This window comes from Streptomyces sp. NBC_01244 (assembly GCF_035987325.1).
In the GTDB taxonomy this organism is placed as follows: Bacteria; Actinomycetota; Actinomycetes; order Streptomycetales; family Streptomycetaceae; genus Streptomyces.
This window is the reverse complement of sequence record NZ_CP108488.1, coordinates 8,385,897-8,400,690: the sequence shown is the minus strand read 5'-3', so window position 1 is coordinate 8,400,690 and position 14,794 is coordinate 8,385,897. Positions and strand designations below refer to the sequence as shown.

Genomic DNA, 14,794 nt, shown 5'->3' with positions numbered 1-14,794 from the left:
AATCAGCCGTTTTCCGAACGGAGTTGAGACCACGGTGAGACTGTCCGGCGGCGCCGCGCGGCTACTGTCGAGCCGACCGCGGGCCCGGCGGCACCTTCCTCTCCGTTCGACCACCGAACCCCTCTTCCGAAGGGAGCCACGCGTGAAGCTGGCTCGATGTCTGTCGGCCGCTGCCGCCGCCCTGTTCACCGTCACGGCGCTGTTCGCCTCCCCGGCGGGCGCCACGTCGGCCGCCGCCCCCGCCACGCCGGCCGCCGCCCCCGCCTCGGCGGCCTTGGCCCCGACCGCCCCCAAGTACTTCACCGGCATGGGCTACGGCCCGTACAACATCGCCGTCGATGGTGCCTGGAGCAGCGCCTACGGCCAGGCCGTGGGCGAGGGCTACGAGACGTTCCGCTGCTCCAAGAGCAACGGTCCGCGGGCGATGCCGATCGGCGACGGCGGGTACTACCAGGTCCTCGTGGAGATCTACTGCAACCCGGCGCCGCCGGCCGGATCCGGCCAGATCGTCGGCGTGCACTCCGGCAAGTGCCTGGACGTCAAGGCCGCGGGGACCAAGGACGGCACGCCGATCCAGATCTACCAGTGCAACGGCTCGGACGCGCAGGCCTGGAAACTGGAGAGCGACGGCACGGTCCGCTCGCTCGGCCGGTGCATGGACGTCCAGTTCGGCAAGACCGAGAACGGCTCGCTGATCGGGCTCAACTCCTGTCACCAGGGCCTGAACCAGAAGTGGGAGGCGATTCCGGGCGGTCTGCTGCGCAGCGTCCACTCGGGCAAGTGCCTCGACGCCCTGGGCTGGGCCACCGGCAACGGCGCCCGGGTCGGGCTGTGGGACTGCACGCCGACGCACGCCAACCAGCAGTGGCGGGGCGGCGCGCTCGGCACCTGATCCAGGCGGGGCCGGGGCCGGGGTCCCGGCTCCGGCTCCGGCTCCGACATGTCACCTTCCCGCCCCCTTGCGACAATCGGTCCATGACCGGCACAGGGCCCCAGGACCCCGGGCGGTACGGCGAGCGGGTCTTCCGCCCCGAGTCCGTCGGCGAGGGCGACCGGATCGACCTCGGCTCCCTCACCTACGACGGGACGACCATGTCCCGGCTGCGGCAGCTGGGCGTGGGCCCGGGCTGGACCTGCCTGGACGTCGGAGCGGGAACCGGGACGGTGGCGCGCCGCCTGTTGGAGGAGGCCGGGGTCGCGGAGGTCCTCGCGGTGGACCGGGACGTACGCTTCCTCGCCGCGCACCCCGTGCCCGGGCTGACCCCGCTGCAGGCGGACATCACCGAGGACGGCTTCTCCCCGGGCCTCTTCCGGCTGGTCCACGCCCGCTTCGTCCTCATGCACCTGCCGGACCGGCCGCGGCTGGCCGCCCGGCTCGTCGAGCTGCTCGCCCCCGGCGGGGTCCTGGTGATCAGCGACGCCGTGGACCTGACGACGGACTCCGCGCCCCTCACCCCGTACACCGGCGCGATGCGGGCCATGTGGCGCGGGCTGCGCGACAGCATCGGGACCGACGTGTCGCAGGTGGTCCACCACCCCGAGCTGCTGGAGGCGGCGGGGCTGGAATCGGTGGCGGCCGAGATCCACGTGCCGCCGCTGCTGCCGGGCAGCGCGATCAGCCGGTTCTGGGCGGACACCTGGGACAGGGCCCGGGCGGACATGCTGGCGACGGGGCTCGTCGACGAGGACCGGATCACCGAGGCCCTGCGGCTGCTGGACTCCCTCGAGTACGCCGGACTGTCGCCCGGCATGCTCACGGCCTGGGGCTGGAAACCCGGAGCACCCGAAGGTTCGTAGACGTCCTTCGCGGTCCGGCACCCGGCTGGTTACTCCGGGGTAGGCGTGCTCCGTCCGGGTGTTGTACGGTCCCTCCCGTCAGCGGAACGTCGGAGGAACGTCAGCGGAGGGTGGTGCCGTGCGTCGTCCCTCGCGTGCGCCACGGTCGATGAGTGAGGCGGTCGTCCATGGCGGACCATGACCTGTCGGGCTTCGAACGCGGCGCGTTCACCCACGGGGGCAGCACGCGCCCCGTCCTGCGCCGCGGCAGCGGGCCCGCGGTGATCGTGATCGCGGAGATTCCCGGGATCACCCCCAAGGTGCTGGAGTTCGCCGAGCGGGTGGCCGCGCTGGGCTGCACCGCCGTGCTCCCGGTGCTGTTCGGCACGCCCGGACGCGACCCCCACCCCACGGCCCACGGCCTGCTGCGGGGTGCTCTCTACACCGCTTCCACCGCCTGGAACGTGTGCGTGAGCCGGGAGTTCACCGTCCTGGCCACCGGCCGGAGTTCGCCCGTCGTGAGCTGGCTGCGCGCGCTGTCCGCGTACGAGCACCAGCGCTGCGGCGGCCCGGGCGTCGGCGCCGTCGGCATGTGCCTGACCGGCGGCTTCGCCCTCGCCATGGCCGTCGACGAGCACCTCCTCGTGCCGGTCCTGTCGCAGCCGTCCCTCCCGCTGGGCATCACCGCCCGCCGGCGGGGCGGCATCGACATCTCGCCCGGGGACCTCGCCACCGTCCGTGGACGCTGCGAGCGCGAGGGCCTGCAGGTGCTGGGGCTGCGCTTCGGGAGCGACCGGCTCAGCCCCGACGCCCGTTTCGCCTTCCTGCGCCGCGAGCTCGGTGACGCCTTCGTCGCCGTCGAGCTGGAGGACGACGACGCCAATCCCGAAGCCGTCCTGCCGCCGCACTCCGTCCTCACCGAGCACCTCGTCGACCAGCCCGGGCAGGCCACCCGCGCGGCACTGGACCAGGTGCTCGACCTCTTGCGGACCCGCCTGCTCCCGGACCCGGCCTAGCCGTCCCGGGCCCTAGCCGTCCCGGGCCCAGGCCGTCCCGGGCCCGTCGTCACCTCCCGGTCTGCCACGCCCCCGCGAGCACCCGCTCGAAGGTCTCCCGCGTCTCCGGCTTCCGGTCGAGGACGCCGAACACCACCCGTTCGAACACGCCGGTGAACCGCCCCGCCAGCAGCCCCCGGAAGGCCTCCGCCACCTGGGCGGGGTCGTTTCGGAAGACCCCGCACCCCCAGGCCCCCAGCACCAGCCCCCGGTAGCCGTGCAGCGCGGCCACCTCCAGCACCAGCTCCGCGCGGCGCGCGAGCGCGGCGGGGAGCTCGGGCTCGCGGTCCGGTTCCTGGCGGCGGATCGTGCCCGCGTTCGGGGCCGGCGAGGTGAGGAATCCGGCCCGGAAGGGCGTGTCCAGCAGGTTGCCCCGGTCGTCGCGGAAGACGGGGACCCCCGGCGAGTGAATCACCCGGTCGGTGTAGAAGGTGCTGACCTCGGCACGGTGGATCTCGTAGTACTCCGGGGCCTCCAGGAGGGTCTCGTACAGCGCCGAGGCGCGGCAGAGGGCCTCCTCCTGGGCCTTGGCCCCGCGGACGTAGCCGCCCCCGGGATTCCGGGCCGAAGCGAAGTTCAGGACGGCCACCGGAACGGTCCGAACCGTCCCCGGGTGCTCCTCGGCGAGCCGACGGGCGGCGACCGTGCTGCTCTCGCCGGTGACCTCGACGACGGTCCGGTGGGTGCCCTTCGCTGCCGGCTCGCCTGGAATGACCCGGTTTGGGCCATATATTCTGGTTCCTGCCTTGGCCTCCGCCACGGCGGCGGCAAGCGACACCTGCCGTCCCGACCGCGTCCGGTATCCCCCGGCCGCCACGATCTCCGCATTCTCCCGCGCGATCTCGCGCAATCTGCCGCTCATGCGGCGATCTTCGGCGCTCCGGCAGGGCGCCGCAATGGATTTGTGCCCCAAGGGACGGGTAGGCACGGGTGATGTCACAATCGACGACAGGAGACGAGGGCCCCGTCATGCCCCAGGACTCGCTCACCCGACTGACCGAAGCCGGCGCCGAGGAGCTGCTCCACGGCATCTGTTTCAAGACCGGCCCGCCCCGCCTGCTCGGTGCGGAGCTCGAATGGCTGGTGTTCGACGCCGAACGACCCGGCCGGCCCGTTTCCCACGAGCGCCTGGCCGCCGCGCACGACGCGGCCCGCGCCCTCCCCCTCGGATCAGGCGTCACCGTCGAGCCCGGCGGCCAGCTGGAGCTCAGCTCGGCCCCCGCCTCCTCCCTGACCGGATGCGTCGACGGCCTCCAGGCCGATCTGACCGCCGTCCGGGACGCCCTGCGCGACCAGGGGCTGGTCCTGCGCGGACTCGGCCAGGACACGCGCCGACCGCTGCGGCGGATGCTGGCCAGCCCGCGGTACGAGGCCATGGAGACCTACTTCGACCGCACCGGCCCGGCCGGGCGCGCCATGATGTGCACCTCGGCCTCCGTCCAGGTGTGCGTGGACGCCGGTCACGAGGAGCCCGGCCCGCTGGGCCACGGCAGGCGCTGGCGCCTCGCCCACCTCCTCGGTGCGGTGCTGGTCGCCGCCTTCGCCAACTCCCCCGCGCACGAAGGCCCGTACGCCGGCTGGCGGTGCGCCCGCCAAGGGGTCTGGAGCGACCTCGACACCCGGCGCTCCCTCGCTCCGCCCCTGGAGGCGGAGCCGCGCGGGGCGTGGACCCGGCAGGCGCTGGACACCGAGGTGATGTGCGTGCGGACGGGTGCGGACGGCGGGGCGCACGAGGGGGGCGCGCCCTGGGCGGTACCGCGCGGGCTGACCTTCCGCGACTGGATGCGCTCCGGAGGCGGCTTCCGCCCGCCGACCGCCGCGGATCTGGACTACCACCTGACCACCCTCTTCCCGCCGGTACGGCCCCGGGGCCATCTGGAGCTGCGGATGATCGACGCCCAGCCCGGCGAGGACGGCTGGCTGGTCCCGGTGGCCGTCGTGCACGCGCTGTTCGACGACCCGGAGGCCGCGGAGACCGCGTACCGGGTGGCGAAGGGACTGGCCGACTCCTACGGCGCCCGGCCCGCGCCGCGCAATCCGCTGTGGCGCTCCGCCGCCCGCAACGCGCTGGCCGATCCGGAGCTGCGGTCCGCCGCCCGCGCCTGCTTCCGGGCCGCGGCCTCGGCGCTGCCCCGGCTGGGAGCCGGCGGCCACATCATCGACACCGTCGGCGAGTTCACCGAGCGCTACGTCTCCCGCGGCCGCTGCCCGGCCGACGACCGCACCGAGCCGCGGCAGACGCGGACCCGAACGCGACCGCAGGCCGAAGCTCACGCTCAGCAGCCCCGGCACCGCCGGCCGGCCGGCGAGGAGGCACGCTCATGACCGCCGAACCCGAGCTCCTGCGCGAGCGGGCCGCCGCCGCCCTGACCGCGGCGCGCGTCCGGACGGCCGGACTCACCGATGCCGTCACCGAAGCGGAACTGACCGCCCAGCATTCCCCCTTGATGTCCCCGCTGGTCTGGGACCTCGCACACATCGGGAACATGGAGGAGCTCTGGCTGCTGCGCAACGTGGCCGGCCGCGAGTCGATGCACCCCGAGATAGACCCGCTCTACGATGCGTTCGAGCATCCCAGGGCGGAGCGCCCGAAGTTGCCGCTGCTGAGCCCGGACGAGGCCCGCCGGTACGCCGCCGAGGTGCGCGGCCGGGTCTTCGACCTGTTGGACCGCACGCCCCTGGAGGGCACGGCCCTGCTGGACGGCGGCTACGCCTTCGGGATGATCGCCCAGCACGAACAGCAGCACGACGAGACGATGCTGATCACCCATCAGCTTCGACAGGGCGCGCCCGTGCTGGCGGCGCCCGACCCGGATCCCCCGCAGGGACCACTGCCGGCGGCCGAAGTGCTCGTACCGGCGGGGCCGTTCACGATGGGAACCTCCGCCGAGCCCTGGTCGCTCGACAACGAGCGGCCCGCGCACGTCCGCGAGGTCGAGGAGTTCTGGATCGACACCGTTCCGGTGACCAACGCCGCCTACCAGGAGTTCATGGCGGACGGCGGCTACCGCGAGGAGCGGTGGTGGGAGGCGGCCGGCTGGGCGGAGATCCGCCGGCACGGGATCGGGGCCCCGCTGTTCTGGCGCCGCGAAGGCGGTACCTGGCTGCGCCGCCGCTTCGGGGTCACCGAGCCGGTGCCCGGGGACGAGCCGGTGCTGCACGTGAGCTGGTACGAGGCCGACGCGTACGCCCGCTGGGCGGGGCGCCGGCTGCCCACCGAGGCGGAGTGGGAGAAGGCCGCGCGCCACGATCCGGCGGCCGGGCGCTCCACCCGCTACCCGTGGGGCGACGCGGACCCCACGCCCGCGCACGCCAATCTCGGCCAGCGCCACCTGCGGCCGGCCCGGGCGGGCGCCTATCCGGACGGGGCCTCCCCGCTCGGGGTGCGCCAGCTCATCGGCGACGTGTGGGAGTGGACGGCTTCGGACTTCCTCCCCTACCCCGGTTTCCGGGCGTTCCCCTACCGCGAGTACTCGGAGGTGTTCTTCGGCCCCGAGCACAAGGTGCTGCGCGGCGGTTCCTTCGCCGTGGACCCCGTGGCCTGCCGGGGCACCTTCCGCAACTGGGACCTGCCGGTGCGCCGGCAGATCTTCTCCGGGTTCCGGACCGCGCGCGGCGCCGTCCCCGCAGGCTCCGCCGGGCAGGCCTGATGTGCCGTCACCTCGCTTACCTCGGGGCGACCGTGAGCCTCGGACGGGTGCTGAGCGAGCCCGAGCACTCGCTGGTCCGGCAGTCGTGGGAGCCGCGCCGCCAGCGTTCCGGCACGGTCAACGCCGACGGCTTCGGCGTCGGCTGGTACGCGGAGGGGGATCCGGTGCCCGCCCGCTACCGCCGGGCCGGTCCGATCTGGGGCGACCTGACCTTCAGCGACCTCGCCCGGGTGGTCCGCAGCGGGGCCGTGCTGGCCGCCGTACGGGACGCCACGCGCCCCGGGGCGGACGGGGAGGCGGCGGCCGCCCCGTTCGCGGAGGGGCTGTGGCTGTTCAGCCACAACGGCTCGCTGCGGGACTGGCCGGACTCCGCGGCCCCGGTCGCGGCCGGGCTGCCGCCCCAGGAGCTGCTGTCCCTGGCCGCCCGTACGGATTCGGCGCTGATCTGGGCACTGGTCCTGCACCGGCTCCGGACGGACCCGGACCTCGGTGCGGCACTGGCCGGGACGGTACGCGAGCTGGCCGAGGCCGCGCCCGGATCCCGGCTGAACCTGCTGCTGACCGACGGCCGGGCCATCGCGGCGACGGCCTGGGGGGATTCCCTGTGGTACCTGGCCGACGCCCGGGCGCAGCGCACGGTGGTGGCCTCCGAGCCCTACGACGACGACTCGCGCTGGCGCGAGGTACCCGACCGGACCCTGCTGACCGCCACCCGCACCCGGGTCGACCTCGTCTCCCTGAAGGAGACCCCCGCCGGCGCACCGCATGCGCCGAACACATCGCACGCACCGCACGCACCGCACGCACCGCACCAAGGAGACGAAGGCACGTGAACGACTTCCAGCTCCAGCTGACCCGCACGCTCGACGAGCACGCCGCCGAGGCGGCGCTGCGCACGGATGTGCGCGACGGGCTGACCCGGTCCCCCAAGTCGCTGCCGCCCAAGTGGTTCTACGATGCCCGGGGCAGTGAACTCTTCGAGGAGATAACCAGGTTGCCCGAGTACTACCCGACGCGCGCCGAGCGGGAGATCCTGCTCGAACGGGCCCGGGAGATCGCCTCGGTCAGCGGGGCCCGCACCTTGGTGGAGCTGGGTTCCGGTTCCTCGGAGAAGACCCGGCACCTGATCGAGGCGCTGCCCGCGCTGGACACGTACGTGCCGGTGGACGTGAGCGAGAGCGCGCTGACGGGGGCGGCGAAGGTCCTGCTGGAGGAGCATCCGGGGCTGCGCGTGCACGCGTTGCTCGCCGATTTCACCCGGGCGCTGCGACTGCCGGAGTCCCCCGGGCCGCGGCTTGTGGTGTTCCTGGGCGGCACGATCGGGAACCTGCTGCCGCCGGAGCGGGCCGTGTTCCTGGCCGACGTACGGGCGATGCTGTCACCCGGGGACGCCCTGCTGATGGGGACGGACCTGGTGAAGGACCCGGCCGTCCTGGTGTCGGCGTACGACGATGCGCAGGGGGTGACCGCCGAGTTCAACAGGAACGTGCTGTCCGTGGTGAACCGGGAGTTGGGCGCGGATTTCCACACCGCCGACTTCGAGCACGTGGCGGTGTGGAACCGGGAGCACGAGTGGATCGAGATGCGGCTGCGGGCCCGCGGGCCGGTGGTGGTGAAGGTCCGGGCGCTGGATCTGGAGGTGCCCTTCGAAGCGGGTGAGGAGATCCTGACGGAGATCTCGGCGAAGTTCCGTCAGGAGGGGGTCCGCAGGGAACTCGCCTCGGCGGGACTGGAGTTGACCCATTGGTGGACGGATGCGGCGGGCCGCTTCGCCCTGTCGCTGTCGGTGGCGGACGGTATCGGCGCCGATGGCTGGGAGGGGACGCCGGGCAGCAGCGGCGGCGTCGCCGGCCGAGACGCGGGTACCGGTTCGGCGGGTTCGGCGAGCACGGCGGCCTGAGCCGCCGCCGCGAGGTCCCGCCGGTGCGCGTACCGGCCCGGCGGGATCCGCGGCAGCAGCCACACCTCGGCGCGCACTCCGCGGGCCCGCGCGATCCGCCACAGGGAGGCGGTCAGCGGATCGTCCCCGACGAAGGCGGGCGCCCCGGCTGGCCCACCGTCGTCGACCAGGTAGCTGATCCGTACGGGCTGTACGGGCACCCGCGCGTCCAGCGCGGCCTGGAACGCGGCCCGCCGGAAGGGGCCTTGGGCGCGTCCGCACCAGGTGGAGCCCTCGGGGTAGACGGTGACGCGGTCGCCGGTGAGCAGGGCCCGGGCGAGGGCGTCGACGGTGGCGGGCAGGGTGCGCAGCCGGTCGCGTTCGATGTAGAGGGTGCCTGCCTGCCGGGAGAGCGGCCCGAGCACGGGCCAGCTCCGGATGTCGCTCTTGGCCAGCATCCGGGAGGGCAGGACGGCGGCGACGAGCGGGATGTCCAGCCAGGAGATGTGGTTGGCGACGATCAGCCGGCCTCCGCCGGGGCCGGGGGTCCCGTGCACGGTGATCCGCAGGCCGAAGGCGCCCAGCAGAGCGGCGGCCCAGGCCCGTACCACCACGTGCCGGGGCCGCTCCGGCAGCAGCCTCAGCGGCGGGGCGCCGAGGATCCCGAGCAGCACCAAGGCGATGGCGCCGGCGAGACGCAGTACCGCGCGCGGCACGCTCGCGGTGCGCCCCTCGTGGCCGGCGCAGACCGCGGGAGTGCAGGGCGAGGTCGGGAGCCAGGCGCTCATGCGGCCGGGGCGAGCGAGAGGAAGTGCTTGAGGTAGCGGGGGTTGGTGCGCCGCAGGGAGAGCAAGACGTACAGGTCGGCGCAGCCGAACTCGGCGTCGAGGGCGGGCTCGCCGCAGACCCAGGCGCCCAGGCGCAGGTAGCCGCGCAACAGCGGGGGCAGTTCCATCCGGCCGGGGAAGTCGATGCCTTCGGGGTTCCAGGGGAGGTGCGGGGTGACCCGGTACTCGACGGGGGCGAGGCTGCGGGTGAGGACGTTCTCCCGGGTGGAGGCGGCCAGCACCCCGCCGTCGGAGAGCGGTATGGAGCAGCAGCCGGCGAGCCAGTTGTGCCCGGAGCGGTCCATGTAGCGGGCGAGGCCCGCCCAGATGAGGGCGATGACGGCGCCGTTGCGGTGGTCGGGGTGGACGCAGGAGCGGCCGACCTCGACGAGGTCGGGGCGGATGGGAGCGAGGGCGGAGAGGTCGAACTCGCCCTCGGAGTAGAGGCGTCCGGCGACGGCGGCGCGTTCGGGGGGCAGTAGGCGGTAGGTGCCGACGACCTGCTCGGTCTCCTCGTCCACGACGAGGAGGTGGTCGCAGTAGGCGTCGAAGGCGTCGGAGTCCAGGCCCGGCTCCGGTCCGTCGAGACGGGCGCCGAGCTCGCCGGCGAAGACCTGGTGGCGCAGCCGCTGGGCGGCGCGCACCTCGTCCTCGTTGCGGGCGAGGCGGACGGCGTAGTGGGGCGCGGGGGTTTCCTCGGCGTGCGGGGTGGGCGCCGAGGAAGAGGTGAAGGCGGAGACGGGGGCGACCGCGGGGGGAACGATGGACGGGGACAGGGGGGCGATGGTCATGACGGCTCCTGATCCGGCACGGGAAGCCAGGCCGGCAGGTGTGTGGCCTGGCTTCTTTACTTCTTCCGTGACCGGCTGGATTCGACATGGCCGCTTCGCGGCCCTTGGATGTGCGGACGCTGAACTTGGTGGGCGGACCCCTCCGGAGCGCTTCCCTCACCCTCGCCCGCCCTCTCCCGGCCTCCCCACCGTCCCCTCCCGCCCCCTCCCGCCCCGGATCAGCGGTCGGAGCTGAGGACCTTGCTCAGGGTGTCGGAGGCCGCCTTGGCCGCCTTCTGCGGGTCCTGGCCGGTGAGGACGGCCGTCATGAACGGCTTGATCGGGTTCTCGGCCTCCACCTCGGCCCAGCGGGGGGACTGCGGGGTGGCGCGGCCCTGGGCGGCGCCGGGGGCCATCGCCGTGGCGCCGTCGTTGCCCTGGACCACGTGCGCGAGGGTGGTCTTGTTGGGTACGTAGCTCATCGTGCGGGCGAGCTCGGTCTGCCACTTCTCGCTGACCAGGGCCGTGATCACGTCGACGGCGTGTCTACGCTGCTTCGTCTTCTCGGGGATGATCAGGTCCGAGCCGCCGGTGAGGACCGAGCCCACCTTGTCGGCGGTCTTGCCGGGGATCGGGAAGAAGCCGAGCTTGCCCTTGAGGTCCGGGTTCGCGGCCTCGATGGCGGCGGCCTGGCCGGGCGGGGCGATGATCTGGGCGATCCCGCCGCGGGCGAAGACGTCGGACTGCGGGGGCGTTTCCTCGTCGGCGTCCTTGGGGCCGTCGCCGAGGGCCTGAAGCTGCTTGTAGAACTCCATTCCGGCCAGGGCCTTCTCCTCGTCGAGGGTGCCGTGCCACTGGCCGCTGCTCTCGACCGCGAGCTCGCCGCCCTCGTCCCAGACGAACCCGGCGAGGACGTACCAGTTCTGCCCGGCGAGGTAAATGCCCTGCTGGGCGCCCTTGTCGAGCTTCTGCGTGGCCTGGATCCATTCCTGGCGGGTCTTGATCGGTGCCTTGACCCCGGCGCTCGCGAAGAGGTCCTTGTTGTAGATCACGACGCGGTTGGCGGCGTACCACGGGACGCCGAACTGGGCGCCGTTGACCTTGCCGGGTTCGGAGAGACCCTTCAGCCAGTCCTTGCCGTCCCACTCGCGCAGGGCTTCCAGGGTGAGTTCGGAGACCCCGCCGCCCTCGACGTACTGGGCGACCTGGGTGTTGCCGACCTCGATGACGTCGGCGCTCTCCTCGCTCTTGCCGGACAGGACGGCGTTGACCTTGTCGCCGATCCCCTTCCACTCCTGGATCTTCACTTCGAGGTCCACGCCCGGGTGTTCCTTCTCGAAGGTGTTGGTGAACTGACCTATGAAATCGTCGGAGGCGCTGCCCTTCATCAGCCAGAGCGTCACCTTCTCCGTACCTCCGCCCGACCCGGCGAGGCTGCAGCCGGTGAGGGCGGTCACGGCCGCGAGAGCGGTGGACACGGCAAGGAAGCGCATCTTCACGAAGGTCACCTTCTGGGGGATGGATCGCAGATGGCTTGAAATTGGCATAGACCAATGGGTGGGTCAAGGGGGTATCGCTATGGATTGTTCACGCAAAGTTCGCGAACACGGACTTACTGGGGCACCGTAGAACAAGGCAACAGCCACCCACTGTCGGGAGACCCCCATGTCCAATCACACGTACCGGGTGACCGAGATCGTGGGCACGTCCCACGAGGGCATCGACGCGGCCATCCGCAACGGCATCGCCCGTGCGGGCGAGACGCTGCACAATCTGGATTGGCTTGAAGTCGTCCAAATCAGGGGCCACATCGAGAACGGCGAGATCGCGCACTACCAGGTGGGGATCAAGGTCGGCTTCCGTCTCGACGGCGAGGCCTGAGGCACGCCTTCCCGGCGCCTACGGGACTCCCTGGGGCCCGCGGGAGCGCCGGGGGGGCCCGCGGGTGCCGGGGCGGCTCTCGCAGGCCCGTCCGGAGCGCCGGGCCCACCCAGGGAGCACCCTGGAGCAGGCGAACGCGCTCAGGTGCGCCCCTCCCCCTCCTGCGCGTCCTTGAGCTCCGGCGCGTCCGCCGCCCAGTCCGCCACGACCACCCGGAAGCCCGCCGCGCGCGCCGCCTGGCACACCAGCTCGTCGTCGTCCACCAGCATCCGCACCTCGCGGCCCCTCGAGATCCGCCGCAGGACCTCCAGCTTGGTCGTGCGGGCGGGCCGCCGGTCCTGGTTCCCGCGCATCCACAGCCGCCCCTCGGGCAGCCCGTTCCGGGCGAGCCAGTCCTCGGTGTCCGCGCGGCACCGCTCCGGGCGTCCGGTGAGGTACGTGACCTCGCAATCGGCCGCGCTCTCCACCGCGAGCGCGATCCCGCGGGCGAGGGGCGGATCGGCCGGAGCCGCACCGAAGAACCCGCTCCAGTCGCGCGGCCGGCTCTCCAGGAAGTGCTGCCGGTGGGCGGTGTCGGCCAGGGTGTTGTCGATGTCGAAGACGGCCAGGGGCCTGCGGTTCTGAGTCTCGGTCACCCCGCCAGCCTAAGCAGGGACGCCTCCCGGACGGCGCGGGGTTCTCGGCGGCGACGTCACGGTCCGGCCGAGTCGGCGCCGCCTCCGAGCCGGAGGGCGCACTGCCTCATGCGGAGCCGATCGCCGGAGAACCATCCCTGCCACGGCTCGTCCAGTCGGTGCCAGGCAACGGGCTGGCCGCTTTCAGGCACCAGCCGCGTCCGCTGATCGACGACCACCACGTAGGAAATGCCCGCGGTCGCCGACCAGCCGGGGCGGTACGAGCGGACCGTGGCGGCCGCCGGTACCGCCTGCGGTTCCGCCCGTACGCCGGTTTCCTCGAACAGCTCCCGGCGCGCCGCCTCTCGCGGCGTCTCGCCGGGGTCCACCTTCCCGCCCGGCGGCACCCACCCTCGCCGGCGGTGGCTCACCAGCAAGACGCGGGTCAAAGTGCGGTCGAACACCCACACCTCGGTGGCGAGCGGGCCTTGCAGGGCGGCCTCGGGGCGGAGCAGCCACTCCACGGTGCCGTCGTAGTCGGCCAGAGCGCGACGCGCATCGCGCATCGCGGCTTCGAGGACGCGCGCCTCTAGGGGATGTCCACTCACCTGCCGGAGAGTACGACGGGCCACTGACAATCCAGGCACCCCGGGTCGTGCGCCTCCCCCGCCGGGTTCCGTGGCGCGGCACCGACCAGCGGTGCACCAACCAGCGATCAGGCTCGGTCCGCAGCCGGGTGAGGCCGGTAGGGTCGTGGCCCGGTGGTCCCGGGGGGGGGCCGATGGTCCCGGGGGGGGCCGGCTGACACACGGGGGTTGCGACACATGCCTACGCCTGAAGGCATCTGGGAGGCCGCCGACCTGCCCGCACGCCGGCTCGCCGGGGTGGCCCTCAATCCGTCCTCTCCCGAGGATGTGCTGCTGCGTCTGCTCGCCGACGGTCCGCCGGCCGTACGGATGGTGCTGAGCCGGGACCGGATCCTGCCCGACGCCGTCGTCGAGGCCGTGCTCAGGCACCCCGACACCCGTACCCGTAGCTTCTTCGCCCGCAACCCCCACGTCGATCCGGCCCAGCGTGCACGACTGGTCGACGATCCGGAGTGGTTCGTCCGCGCCCACCTCGCCGAGGCTCCCAGACTGCCCGCCGGAGGCGTGTACAGGCCACTGCCTGACGAGGTCGTGGTCCACATGATCAGCACGTACGACAACGACATCCTGCAGGGCACCGTCTACCGGCAGATCTCCACCGCGCTGGAGCGGTCCATGCCCACCCATCCGGTCGCGAAGGTCCGCCGTTGGGGCGTCGGCAGATGGGACCAGCTGCCCGCCGGGATCCAGGCCGCGCTCCTGGCGGATCCCGACAAGGACGTCCGGGAGAGCGCGCGCGGGAGCGCACGGAGGTACGCGCAGTCCCAGGATCCGGCGTGGGTGGAGCGCGAACTGCCCGACCGGTCGTGCCACGCACGCTGGGACATGCTGATGTACCAAGCCCTCAGCCGAGCCGTCGTGGACAACGTCCTGACCGCCCCGATCGCCGAGGAGGAACGGGTGGCCATCGCCGGCAACCCCAGCCTGCCCACCGACGTGGTGGCCCTCCTGGCGGGCGATCCGGACCCCGCGGTGCGTGAGCGGATCGCGCACCGCGCGGACCTCGGACCCGCCGATCGCCGCGCGCTCGCCGTGGACCCCGATCCGAGGGTGCGGCTCGCCCTGTCCGTGCACCCCGAGCTGAGCGAGGAGGAACGGGCCGCGATCGACTACGAGATCCCCGCAGGCGGCTGCTTCCAAGCGTGGCGCGGGCCGACCGTGCCCCGGGACCCGCAGCACGTCCGCCGGGACGCGAACTCCGGTCACCCGCTGCTTCGCCGGAAGGCCGCCATGGACCGTACCCTGCCGCCCGACCTCATGGAACGCCTGGCCGCCGACGAGGATCTCGGCGTACGCGTCCTGCTGGCCCAGAACCATCCGGACGCCCCGGCCTCGCTCCTGCTGCGCAGCTTCCTCGAATACACCGGCCACGAGCGCGCGCACCTCACCACCCGGCCGAACTTTCCCACGGCCGGCCTGGCAGCCTTCGCCGACCACGAGGACCCCGAGGTCCGCGCCTTGGCCGCCCGCGACCCCCACACCGCGCCGGCAACCGTGGAGCGCCTCACCCGGGACCCGGACCCGGCCGTGCGCGGGGCGCTGGCACGCCACCCGAACCTTCCGCGGCCCCGGCTGACGGAACTCCTCGACGACGAGGAACTGGCCCACGAGACCGCGGCGAACCCGGCATTGGATCTCGAGGTCATCCAGCGGCTGGTGGCGATGCGGGGACGGCGGGCCTGACCTCCGCGACGT

14 protein-coding genes and 1 pseudogene are annotated in these 14,794 nt (G+C 73.1%); 9 read left to right on the top strand and 6 right to left on the bottom strand.

What is annotated here, in order from left to right; translation table 11 throughout:
* The first annotated feature begins 142 nt into the window (after window positions 1-142).
* The 3 genes from OG247_RS37370 to OG247_RS37360 all read left to right on the top strand — a co-directional run bounded on the left by OG247_RS37370 (window position 143) and on the right by OG247_RS37360 (window position 2,792).
* Entirely contained in the window at window positions 143-892 is a 750-nt protein-coding gene (locus tag OG247_RS37370; protein WP_327256403.1) for an RICIN domain-containing protein, read from the top strand.
* 83 nt (window positions 893-975) lie between these two features.
* A complete protein-coding gene (locus OG247_RS37365) occupies window positions 976-1,797 on the top strand; it encodes a class I SAM-dependent methyltransferase (RefSeq protein ID WP_327256402.1) in 822 nt (273 codons plus the stop codon).
* Between the two features lie 167 nt (window positions 1,798-1,964).
* A complete protein-coding gene (locus OG247_RS37360) occupies window positions 1,965-2,792 on the top strand; it encodes a dienelactone hydrolase family protein (RefSeq protein ID WP_327256401.1) in 828 nt (275 codons plus the stop codon).
* A 49-nt stretch (window positions 2,793-2,841) separates the two neighbouring features.
* Here OG247_RS37360 and OG247_RS37355 read toward each other — a convergent pair whose 3' ends face one another.
* The gene (locus OG247_RS37355) at window positions 2,842-3,693 is read right to left on the bottom strand and encodes a TIGR02452 family protein (protein ID WP_327256400.1); all 852 of its coding nucleotides are present in this window, start codon (window positions 3,691-3,693) and stop codon (window positions 2,842-2,844) included.
* A gap of 71 nt (window positions 3,694-3,764) precedes the next feature.
* Between OG247_RS37355 and egtA the strand changes: the two genes are divergently transcribed.
* The 4 genes from egtA to egtD are packed head-to-tail and all read left to right on the top strand — an operon-like array spanning window position 3,765 to window position 8,381.
* Window positions 3,765-5,156 carry an ergothioneine biosynthesis glutamate--cysteine ligase EgtA gene (gene egtA, locus OG247_RS37350; protein ID WP_442813510.1) on the top strand — a complete coding sequence of 464 codons (1,392 nt, stop codon included), beginning with the start codon at window positions 3,765-3,767 and terminating at the stop codon, window positions 5,154-5,156.
* Window positions 5,153-6,481: an ergothioneine biosynthesis protein EgtB gene (egtB, locus tag OG247_RS37345; RefSeq protein WP_327256398.1), complete on the top strand. Its 1,329-nt coding sequence runs from the start codon at window positions 5,153-5,155 to the stop codon at window positions 6,479-6,481. Before egtA ends, egtB begins: the two co-directional genes overlap by 4 nt.
* On the top strand, window positions 6,481-7,314 hold the full coding sequence (egtC, locus tag OG247_RS37340; protein ID WP_327256397.1) for an ergothioneine biosynthesis protein EgtC: 834 nt from the start codon (window positions 6,481-6,483) through the stop codon (window positions 7,312-7,314). Before egtB ends, egtC begins: the two co-directional genes overlap by 1 nt.
* Window positions 7,311-8,381, top strand: coding sequence for an L-histidine N(alpha)-methyltransferase (gene egtD / locus OG247_RS37335; RefSeq protein ID WP_327256396.1), 1,071 nt, complete (start codon window positions 7,311-7,313; stop codon window positions 8,379-8,381). The genes egtC and egtD overlap by 4 nt, the downstream gene beginning before the upstream one ends.
* Window positions 8,382-8,614: 233 nt before the next feature.
* Here the strand turns inward: egtD and OG247_RS37330 are convergent.
* The 3 genes and pseudogenes from OG247_RS37330 to OG247_RS37320 all read right to left on the bottom strand — a co-directional run.
* A pseudogene (locus OG247_RS37330) lies at window positions 8,615-9,148 on the bottom strand (lysophospholipid acyltransferase family protein); the annotation flags it as partial.
* A complete protein-coding gene (locus OG247_RS37325; protein ID WP_327256395.1) occupies window positions 9,145-9,978 on the bottom strand; it encodes a GNAT family N-acyltransferase in 834 nt (277 codons plus the stop codon). The pseudogene OG247_RS37330 and the gene OG247_RS37325, both read right to left, overlap by 4 nt.
* 218 nt (window positions 9,979-10,196) lie before the next feature.
* Complete coding sequence (locus OG247_RS37320) at window positions 10,197-11,456, bottom strand: extracellular solute-binding protein (RefSeq protein WP_327256394.1); 1,260 nt, start codon at window positions 11,454-11,456, stop codon at window positions 10,197-10,199.
* 166 nt (window positions 11,457-11,622) lie between these two features.
* Here OG247_RS37320 and OG247_RS37315 point away from each other — a divergent pair, with 166 nt between their 5' ends.
* The gene (locus OG247_RS37315; RefSeq protein ID WP_327256393.1) at window positions 11,623-11,838 is read left to right on the top strand and encodes a dodecin; all 216 of its coding nucleotides are present in this window, start codon (window positions 11,623-11,625) and stop codon (window positions 11,836-11,838) included.
* A gap of 140 nt (window positions 11,839-11,978) precedes the next feature.
* On the opposite strand, the gene OG247_RS37310 is transcribed toward OG247_RS37315, so the two are convergent.
* Together OG247_RS37310 and OG247_RS37305 are read right to left on the bottom strand one after the other, a co-directional pair.
* Entirely contained in the window at window positions 11,979-12,473 is a 495-nt protein-coding gene (locus OG247_RS37310; RefSeq protein WP_327256392.1) for a phosphatase domain-containing protein, read from the bottom strand.
* 56 nt (window positions 12,474-12,529) lie between these two features.
* Window positions 12,530-13,060: an NUDIX hydrolase gene (locus tag OG247_RS37305; protein ID WP_327256391.1), complete on the bottom strand. Its 531-nt coding sequence runs from the start codon at window positions 13,058-13,060 to the stop codon at window positions 12,530-12,532.
* A gap of 216 nt (window positions 13,061-13,276) precedes the next feature.
* On the opposite strand from OG247_RS37305, the gene OG247_RS37300 reads away from it, so the two are divergent.
* The gene (locus OG247_RS37300; RefSeq protein WP_327256390.1) at window positions 13,277-14,782 is read left to right on the top strand and encodes a hypothetical protein; all 1,506 of its coding nucleotides are present in this window, start codon (window positions 13,277-13,279) and stop codon (window positions 14,780-14,782) included.
* The last annotated feature ends 12 nt before the right edge of the window (window positions 14,783-14,794 follow it).